Source organism: Dryocola clanedunensis subsp. sulfonylureivorans (assembly GCF_016756775.1).
In the GTDB taxonomy this organism is placed as follows: Bacteria; Pseudomonadota; Gammaproteobacteria; order Enterobacterales; family Enterobacteriaceae; genus Dryocola; species Dryocola clanedunensis.
This window is the reverse complement of sequence record NZ_JAERMU010000013.1, coordinates 144,544-153,067: the sequence shown is the minus strand read 5'-3', so window position 1 is coordinate 153,067 and position 8,524 is coordinate 144,544. Positions and strand designations below refer to the sequence as shown.

Here is an 8,524-nt window from a genome sequence, read left to right as displayed (position 1 = left end):
ACGGTACCGGCAGAGGTCGTGGTGCCCAGACCTGCACCAACCTGACCTTTCGCATCAGCAGGCAACAGGTTGCCGTACATGTAACTAGCGCGACGGCTCATGGCGTTACCTGCCATGATGTTCTCATCAACGGCGGCGCCCATGAAACCTTGCGGGGCGTAGATTTTCACTTTGCCAGCTTTGACGTCAGCTTCGTCAACGACGCCGCGTACACCACCGTAGTGGTCAATGTGGCTGTGGGTATAAATAACCGCCACAACAGGTTTTTTACCGCGGTTTTTGTAGTACAGGTCCAGAGCCGCTTTTGCAGTTTCCGCAGAAACCAGCGGGTCGACAACGGTAATCCCGGTTTTGCCTTCAATGATGGTCATATTTGACAGATCGAGATTACGGATCTGATAAACGCCATCGGTCACTTCAAACAGGCCGCTGATGTTAATCAGCTGGGACTGACGCCAGAGGCTTGGGTTTACCGTATCTGGTGCTTTATCACCTTCTTTAATGAAGGCGTACTGCTGAGGGTTCCAGACGGTGTTGCCTTTCTCGCCTTTGATCACTTCCTGTGGAAGCGGGGCGATAAAACCTTTATGTGCATTGGCGAAATCAGTTTTATCAGAGAAGGGCAGCTTGTTATAAAGTGCGTCGTTGGCCTGTATGGTCGCGGGAGTCGCGTCCTTAGTGGGCGCTGGCGTTGCCGCAGTCACTGACAGTGTCGTCAGTAACCCCGCGACAGCCAGGCTTTTGGCAATCAAATTCAATCTCATTAATTCAACCTCCAGGTTGCTGTTGAAGTCGTTAGTTGCTTGAAAGCGTCGTGTTCATTTTTCAGAATACAAATGGCGTGGCAAAAAAGGGCAAATAAACAGCGGTAAATTTAAATTTATTGCAATTGCATGAATTAATGCGTTTATTTTAACCGCTTCTTAATCCCTGACTAGTCCCATATGGTACTGCTTCAGTATTGAGAAGCTGTGGAAGATAAACGGAAGCGGTAAAAGACCCCCATGTTGCTCGATGTTATACTGTGCGGGCAGACAAAAACGCGAACGGGTGCCTAATGGAAGCCAATTTTGAAAATATCCATCATTACTATCAGACACTTGACCTTGGGCGCTATGTGGCGGATGTCGTTAAGATGGGGGAAGAGATAACGCTTGCGGCGACTGATACGCTCTGCGTAACACCCGGTTTTATCTATCTTGTACTTGAGGGGTCAGTTGCTATTTCCCATGCGCAAAGCGAGCTCACTATTGGTAATACGATTGAATATATGCCCATTGGTTTAATGGAGCAGTATTGTCCGCTGGTAAAATTTGATTATAAATGTATGACTCCTGTGAAAGCGGTGAAAATATGCTCCCAGCAATTTGATGGGTTATTTTATCAGGATCCTGATTACATGAAGGTGCTGTCAAAAATACTGGTTTTCATGACCATCTTCTCGCTCGATCTGCATTCCGAAAGAAAACAGCTAACCAGCTACCAAACAATCAAACCGATGCTTTACCGCTACCTTTACCGCGCAAAAACGTTTCAGAACGAAAAGCAAGGGTTGGCGAATTTCATCATACGCCGCACAAAACTATCCCGTACCCACGTGTTCCGCGTCCTCGCAGATCTGAAAGAGGGCGGGTACATCACGATGGAGAAAGGCAAACTGGTTTCCATCGACAAGGTATTGCCTGAGGATTATTAGTGGTTTCGAACTGGGAGGTGCTAAGCAATGGTGAGCAGGCCACTCCGTTCGCTACTTAATTGATGAGATTAATTGGTATTAAATGCTGAACAAGAAAATTGAAGGGGGCAGTGAAGCCCCTTGCCTGGCTTTAAAATTATGCTGCTTGAAGTTTAAACATAACTAACAACCCAATAAAACTTAACAACCCAATGACTATTGCGATGTATTTTATATAAAACCAAGAGATTTCGGCTCTGTTTAAATTTTTAAAAAAATTAATTTCTTGAGGTGTTAATGACTTTTTTGTCGCTGGGAACTTAGTGAAAAACAATGCACAAATCAAATAGGACTCTTTATAGCCCCAAAAGAAAAAACCACCACTTTTTCCAACAGTCATTGAAAATGGCATGTGCCCAAATTGTTTGGCAAATTTTTTAGCTATAACATCAAATTTTCGTTCTGTAATTTTACCATAAATTAAATAGAATAATAATGATAGCAAAAATAAAAATGTCAAAATAATTATAATCAAATCGAAGGTTTTCATTTGGCCTCCTCGATCACATTATAGAACGAGTTGCCTACTTTCTCTCCTCCCCAACTGCCAACCTCTCCACCAGCGTAACCTAAACTTCCGCCAGCTATGATTGTACAAATTAAACCGCCTGTGCCAGCGGTTCCAATACCGATTGCGATACACAAAGGGACTGCAAGAGAGCCTGTTAATATACCACCACCAACTCCTCCAGTGAAACTGCCAATCTCAGTATATTTTTTCTTTGTACATTCATCTTCACGACCAACGGAACAAGCCTCGTTTATTTCGTTGATTGAATGCAGTGCACTAAAGCCGATGCCGACATAACCAACATATCGCATAGCTTCCATATACTTAGCAGCTCGTTCTAGATGTGTTGCGTACCCCTCTATATCACCAACTCCTGTTTCATTCCACTTATGAGTTATCGCTTTAGTTGATAGACCAAGTGCACTTTTTAAACTGTTGTATTCACCGAGTTTCATACCTTTATTCAGGAAGCCGACTTTAAGTATTGACTCAAGTTCTTTAAACAACTGGCTACGCCTGACATAAAACTGTTCGCCAATCAATGCGCCGCGCGTCATGTAGGTATTTTTATAAGTATCCTGGATCTCTTTAAGAATTTTTTCGATGTTCTCAAAATATTTACCCACCGGCTCGGCTGCAAGTCCAATTCCTTTATCCGCAATGCTGGAAAAATTAGCAATGGTGGCGTAATGATTATGCAGGAAGTTAGCTTCCTTGTGCGTCAGCGGCTCAAGGGCTGCATCAACTCGTGCTTTCGCGGCCTGCATATGTGCAATCTGCTCCTCGTCCTGCTTTTCAGGGTCAACCAGCAGCATAATCGAACCAGCTTTATAGCTTTCGTCTGGGCCATTTAACGTAGCGAACAGCTCTTTGGCTCCTGCCGGTGGGTTTTCCGTGAACAGTAGACGCTGCCAGGCTTCTGTAGTACCGCCATAGGGGATAACGGCAAAACCAGCGTCGATGCCTGTTTTCTTTTTAGCTGTCTGAGCATGCTGTTCTGGTTCTGTTTGCTCAGATGTTGTTAAAGATGCTGAGCCAGCAGATTCAGCAAATGCTAAATGGGGCGAAGCTAATGGCTCCGAACGACTTCTGGATTCATAGGATTGTACGATTATCTGGGGAATAATTCGTGAATTACAGGGACAACTACTGATGCTGTCGAGGCTGCCTGCAACAGGCCGACCGTCGGTGGTTATCCATGAAATGCCACCAATGATGCGGTAAGCTTTGCCATCTTTACCACATGTGACAGTGTCGCCCATGCGAGCGACTGAAATGCCGTTGGTTCTTCTGTTTGGTGCCCCTTCAAGCACCCGCCCACCGCAGGTGGTGGGATCGTTCATATGTAAAATATAACCTTTTGCCATAAGTCCCTCTACGGATTGTCCATTGTGCTGATTGCTATTTTAAGCCCCCATATGTTGCAAAAACCACGAATAAAGCAAATTGTCAGATATTTCAGCGAAGCTTGCTTTGCTATCGCCATCTGCTTATTCTGCCAGTCTTGAGACTCGGGGTGCCCTTCTTTGTGAAGGCTGAGAAATACCCGTACTACCTGATCTGGATAATGCCAGCGTAGTCTGGCTGTTATCCATTGAAAATAAAAGAAATTTCTAGCTTTAACGTCCTGTTTTGATAGTTCATTACTTAATGAGGCTTTCAGAATGGGCCACAGAACCATACGTCATACCATCACACGCAACGGGATTTATTACGTTCGTTTCCGACTGCCCGGTAATAAATATTTTCGTCGATCATTAGAGACAGATAGTTATATTCAGGCTCAACAACTGATGTCTTTAGCCTCTCCTGTTATTCCTCTAGTCCAACGTGGAACCATCGGCCCGGATCAGTTTGGCGAGCGTCTTTCTACGTTTGGCAACCGATTAAAGGAGCAGAATGAACGTTGGATAGCCCAACAGTTCCTTAATGACGAACTGCGCGATATCCAGCCGTTGGCCCCACAGGAATATCGAGAGGTTGTTGCTCCCGTTAGTGTCGTGGAAGCACAAGAGCCACTCGAAAAAAAGGAAGTGTTAACACTGGCTGGCGCGTGGAACATGTATAAAAGAGAGAAGGGGCGCAATTGGTCTCATGCTATCGCCCAGGCCAATGAACGCTTTATGGAAGTGTTACTTGTTGTCCTGGGAACAACAACAGACGTCCAGACTATCACCAAGCAGGATATTAAACAGGTGATGGAAGTTGTGGAGAACCTACCTAAGCGAGTTGTTCAGCCCTATCGCTCAATGACCATTCAACAGCTAATCGAATGCGACGATGTGCCACCAGAGGATTTAGTCGGTGCTGAAGCTATTTGTAAGCACCTGAAGATCTATAAATCTTTATTCAAAACATTTCTTACTGATAACAAAGATATTTTGGTGAAGTCGCCAACTGATGGCGTAGTAGCCGCCCCATCAAAAGCGAGGTTTGGGGCATACAGCACGGCAGAAATGAGAAAATTTGTAGGGTGGGCGCTAAAGCAACCTGACGGCTGGCAGAAGTGGATCACGTTGTTGCTGGCGTATACAGGAGCCAGAAGGGGGGAGATCGCAAAGTTAGAGAAATCACAGATTAAATTTGATGAAGATAGCCAGCGGTACTATCTCCTGATCGCTGAAGGAGGACAGGGTAAAACCGAGAACGCTACAAGGCAGGTGGCGATCCATCCCAAACTGATCGAGTGGGGCTTTCTTGATTTTGTTAACCACCAATGGAAAGAGAAGATTTTCTCCCCTGTGTCGGGTAAGAACATGCCGAAGATAGGTAAAGTCTTAGCGGATATCCGTGATCAACTGGGTATCCCGTATCTTGATGATTATGGACAGCGGCGATTGGTACACAGTTTCCGCCATACAATGATTTCAACCTGTTTAGCTGGCTGGGTAGGGAACCTGACGCACTTGCAGCAGGTGGTCGGTCATGAGAAAAGTGGGACTGGCATCACAAAAAGATATATGCATACCTTCCCGCTCAACACGGTCTGTTATGTTATTGATGGATTGGATTGGCTCTAGGTTGAAGGTTGCGAAATAGGCATTGAGTTTGTTTTGCGTACAAATTGTAGTGTTGTGTGCTTCTCATAGTGATTTTACTAGAAAAACCTCACTCTCTACAAAATCAAAATTTTAATAAAGGACTATCATGGCTGATTATATTAATAGTAACATTCTTAGCCAATCGTATGTGCATGTTGAACCTGAATGGCTATCCACTGTTAATGGTAAAGAAAAACAGGAAGCTATTCAAAAAATAAAAAACATTATAAAACTTCATGCCGAAGAGAGGATGAAGTTCTTTCTATATGATGATGTTGACATTGATATCGCATTTGAAGACGGGTCAATTAAAGCACGGATTACTGCTTATGGTAGTGTCTGTGTGTTACTCAATGCTTTGACTCCTGCGAGTAACTTTGTGGCAAACTACTCATCATACAGAGAAGGCATAAAGTTAATGGTTTCTGATGTTGCAAGATTAAGTGATGTTGTAAATGCCGAGGTTTTATTTCAAACTAAATCGAGAACTAAAAAAGAAATAATTAGAGTAGAAGCTAGAAAAGGGATTGTTGGTTCACTTGATAATATTAATAAAAAAATTAATGAAATTAGTAATAAAACCAAAACACATAAAAGAAATTCTGTTACAACAATTTATAATACATTCCTAGATTTACATAAATCCATTCTTGAACTTATGGATAATGTGAATGATGCAGATGATAAAGAACTTGTAAGATTGTCTCTTATAGATGGAATTAAAAATTTAAACCTAGGGAAGGGAGCATTTGATCTCACAAGTCCAATGTCTATAAAGTTATATGATGATTTGTTAAAGGAAAGAGAAGGATTAGTCGAAGATTTAGAGAATATAAATAATCCATGACTATCACTATTAATCTCTTAAACGTCTATTGATAGGAGGAGGCTATAATGACAAACAATAATTTAGTTAAAGTAATCGTATGGCGTGACAAAGATTGTACTAAAAAATTGTTGAGTTTGATTTGGATGAGAAAGTATGTGGGAATGTTGATGATTTTTTATCATCAGTTAACAATTATTTGATTGATAATAATCATATTGAAAATATGGATGAGAATCCTTTGGCCAATTTGGAGTACTCGGAAGCTAAAATGATCGTCTCTTCAAAAGGAATTGACTATACAAGCTACAAGGTTGATCCTCACACTAATAAACTTGAAAAGATCATAACAAGCAGTAAGTCAAGGGAGATCTCAACACGAATAAGGTGATTTTTACTGAATGTTGGAAATTTTATTTATGAGGGTTTTTATATATTTCATTTAATATAAGGATGTTTATGTATGAAGTCTCGCGAATTAAAAACAATTCATGATTTAATAGTGACAAATTATCAGAAGCATGACTTAGGTAATGGTCGTTACTTGCATACTTTTCAACCGGCTACAACAGATACAACCTATGAATTTGAAGCTAATTTTGAAGATGTAGTTATAGTTGGTGAAAGATACAATATAGGATTCACCGAGGATAATGGTATTAAGATAGTTGATACATCTTGTTTGTCAAAGTCTTCAGTTTTGGATAAGGATTTTAGCTATCAATATGCTCGTAATATGTCTAGGCAAAAACACGATGAAAACAAAGGTAAAAACGACTCACGTGTTCGATATGATGAAGACGACGGGTATTATTGGGGAAGGAAATATGCATGGCGAGAGTTTGGCTTGGCACTTCCCCGAGATGTCTTTGAAAAATATTTGATTGAATGTGCTAGTCATCCTTACGTAGATTGCAAAGTTGTAACTGAAGGGTATCCACTAGGCGATGATTCTATCGCATTTTTAGAAGATGGATTAGCTGATGCGATTGACGAACTAATCCAATCAGCGGTGATGGTGAATAAAGGGCCATATTTTAAGTCGCCTTTGTATTATGGGGGCGAGAAAAGATTCACGATCAAAGGTGTCCCTGCAATAACAGATAAGAAATAAGAATCCAAAATCGATCAGACTCACAATATTTGATGGGTCTGATTTATCTTTGGTAAACTTTGTGAGCATTACTTTTCGCTATCCGACGAATCGAACGTCTTCGAATAAGGACAGGACTGCGAACGCGTCACAAGCGTGAATAGATACAGGGACGATTCATAAATACAAAGGCGCTTGCCGCCCTTTAGCTCCTGCTCCTCGGGGTTGCTGATGGTGATTTTCCCAGCATGAGCCGCCAGCGGCAGCAGGGCCAACACACAAAGTAGAACTTTCTTCATCATCATGCCCTCAATAATCGATATTCTGGAATACGTCCTCGATATCCTTTTCCATTATCCCGCAATACGCCAGCGTGACCGCCTGTGACGAATGCCCGTACAGCTTAGTGAGCGTCGGCAGGCTCACCCCACGTTTCAGAGCGTGATAACCAAGATTTTTACGTGGACTATGCGCCGCGATGCGTAGATTCAGCATTTCCCCGGCTTCCTTGAATTTAGCGGAGACTGTGACCCGACTGATTGCTTTGCCCTTCGCCCGGTTGCTATCGACTTCGAAGAGGTACACATGACCCGGATTATCAGCACGGCGCTGTGCCACCAGTTCCAGGGCTTTCGGTGTCAGCATGATAGAGCGCGTCTTCCCTGTTTTCTGTTCTTTCAGGTTCAACACATTGCCCTCAAGATGATTAAAATCTGCATAGCGTAGCTTGAGCGCGTCGCCGACTCGTGCCGCTGTCTGGTTCAGAAATACCCACAAATCACCGTACAGCGGGTTGGTGTTGTTCTTACGTAACAGCACCTCCACCTCGGCAATCTTCTGCTTGTCTCTGACTGGCTCGACACGTTTCATTATATTTCTCTCCGCTTCTTAGATATGTAAGTTAGAGTGCTAATATTGATCGTAAGATGATCATTGTAAAGTGTTTTTATAATTATATTTACCCTGCTGTCCAGAGAGGAATAATAATCGGGGGCCGTTCTTCAGGTATCAGCGTGGGAAAATATCCACAGCACACCGTCAGATGTGCCTGACAGACCAGACCAGGCCTCAATAAAAATGAAACATCTTTTCAAAATATACATGACTTGATTGCTTTTCACACAACACACATGAATAAACAGTGAATAAATACTGCATAAACTGACGTTGCAGCCTGGCTTTGGCTTTCATTCACACAACAAGTTAAAAGAATCAAGGGCTTGCTAAGTTACACTTATCTATTGTGTAAGTTAGAGTGGAACTGTGCCACAGACAGCGAGCCAGACAATTAGCCACCAACAACATGATATCCTCCGGC

General features: G+C 42.6%; 10 protein-coding genes. 5 read left to right on the top strand and 5 right to left on the bottom strand.

The window, feature by feature from the left end:
* On the bottom strand, positions 1 to 764 hold a 764-nt coding region (locus HYQ67_RS15170), incomplete at its 3' end, for an MBL fold metallo-hydrolase (protein WP_202304717.1).
* 293 nt (positions 765 to 1,057) lie between these two features.
* Between HYQ67_RS15170 and HYQ67_RS15165 the strand changes: the two genes are divergently transcribed.
* Positions 1,058 to 1,696, top strand: a complete 639-nt coding sequence (locus HYQ67_RS15165) for a helix-turn-helix domain-containing protein (protein WP_202304715.1) — start codon at positions 1,058 to 1,060, stop codon at positions 1,694 to 1,696.
* Between the two features lie 136 nt (positions 1,697 to 1,832).
* On the opposite strand, the gene HYQ67_RS24025 is transcribed toward HYQ67_RS15165, so the two are convergent.
* Both HYQ67_RS24025 and HYQ67_RS15155 read right to left on the bottom strand, forming a co-directional pair.
* The gene (locus tag HYQ67_RS24025; protein WP_237391260.1) at positions 1,833 to 2,225 is read right to left on the bottom strand and encodes a hypothetical protein; all 393 of its coding nucleotides are present in this window, start codon (positions 2,223 to 2,225) and stop codon (positions 1,833 to 1,835) included.
* Positions 2,222 to 3,613 carry a PAAR domain-containing protein gene (locus tag HYQ67_RS15155; protein WP_202304707.1) on the bottom strand — a complete coding sequence of 464 codons (1,392 nt, stop codon included), beginning with the start codon at positions 3,611 to 3,613 and terminating at the stop codon, positions 2,222 to 2,224. Before HYQ67_RS15155 ends, HYQ67_RS24025 begins: the two co-directional genes overlap by 4 nt.
* A 297-nt stretch (positions 3,614 to 3,910) precedes the next feature.
* Here HYQ67_RS15155 and HYQ67_RS15150 point away from each other — a divergent pair, with 297 nt between their 5' ends.
* From HYQ67_RS15150 to HYQ67_RS15140, 4 genes are all read left to right on the top strand, one after another.
* Positions 3,911 to 5,266, top strand: a complete 1,356-nt coding sequence (locus HYQ67_RS15150) for a tyrosine-type recombinase/integrase (protein ID WP_202304705.1) — start codon at positions 3,911 to 3,913, stop codon at positions 5,264 to 5,266.
* A 127-nt stretch (positions 5,267 to 5,393) separates the two neighbouring features.
* Complete coding sequence (locus tag HYQ67_RS15145) at positions 5,394 to 6,134, top strand: hypothetical protein (RefSeq protein WP_202304703.1); 741 nt, start codon at positions 5,394 to 5,396, stop codon at positions 6,132 to 6,134.
* A 121-nt stretch (positions 6,135 to 6,255) separates the two neighbouring features.
* Complete coding sequence (locus tag HYQ67_RS24020) at positions 6,256 to 6,504, top strand: hypothetical protein (RefSeq protein ID WP_237391259.1); 249 nt, start codon at positions 6,256 to 6,258, stop codon at positions 6,502 to 6,504.
* Between the two features lie 72 nt (positions 6,505 to 6,576).
* Positions 6,577 to 7,227, top strand: a complete 651-nt coding sequence (locus HYQ67_RS15140; RefSeq protein ID WP_202304701.1) for a hypothetical protein — start codon at positions 6,577 to 6,579, stop codon at positions 7,225 to 7,227.
* Positions 7,228 to 7,295: 68 nt separating this feature from the next.
* On the opposite strand, the gene HYQ67_RS15135 is transcribed toward HYQ67_RS15140, so the two are convergent.
* On the bottom strand, positions 7,296 to 7,505 hold the full coding sequence (locus HYQ67_RS15135) for a hypothetical protein (RefSeq protein WP_202304700.1): 210 nt from the start codon (positions 7,503 to 7,505) through the stop codon (positions 7,296 to 7,298).
* 10 nt (positions 7,506 to 7,515) lie between these two features.
* Positions 7,516 to 8,076, bottom strand: coding sequence for a tyrosine-type recombinase/integrase (locus tag HYQ67_RS15130; RefSeq protein ID WP_202304699.1), 561 nt, complete (start codon positions 8,074 to 8,076; stop codon positions 7,516 to 7,518).
* Positions 8,077 to 8,524 lie beyond the last annotated feature (448 nt).

Coding starts and splice junctions, on each gene's coding strand:
- HYQ67_RS24025 (WP_237391260.1), bottom strand. CDS start 2,225: ATGAAAACCTTCGATTTGATTATAATTATTTTGACATTTTTATTTTTG.
- HYQ67_RS15140 (WP_202304701.1), top strand. CDS start 6,577: ATGAAGTCTCGCGAATTAAAAACAATTCATGATTTAATAGTGACAAAT.
- HYQ67_RS15155 (WP_202304707.1), bottom strand. CDS start 3,613: ATGGCAAAAGGTTATATTTTACATATGAACGATCCCACCACCTGCGGT.
- HYQ67_RS15130 (WP_202304699.1), bottom strand. CDS start 8,076: ATGAAACGTGTCGAGCCAGTCAGAGACAAGCAGAAGATTGCCGAGGTG.
- HYQ67_RS15135 (WP_202304700.1), bottom strand. CDS start 7,505: ATGAAGAAAGTTCTACTTTGTGTGTTGGCCCTGCTGCCGCTGGCGGCT.
- HYQ67_RS15150 (WP_202304705.1), top strand. CDS start 3,911: ATGGGCCACAGAACCATACGTCATACCATCACACGCAACGGGATTTAT.
- HYQ67_RS15145 (WP_202304703.1), top strand. CDS start 5,394: ATGGCTGATTATATTAATAGTAACATTCTTAGCCAATCGTATGTGCAT.
- HYQ67_RS15165 (WP_202304715.1), top strand. CDS start 1,058: ATGGAAGCCAATTTTGAAAATATCCATCATTACTATCAGACACTTGAC.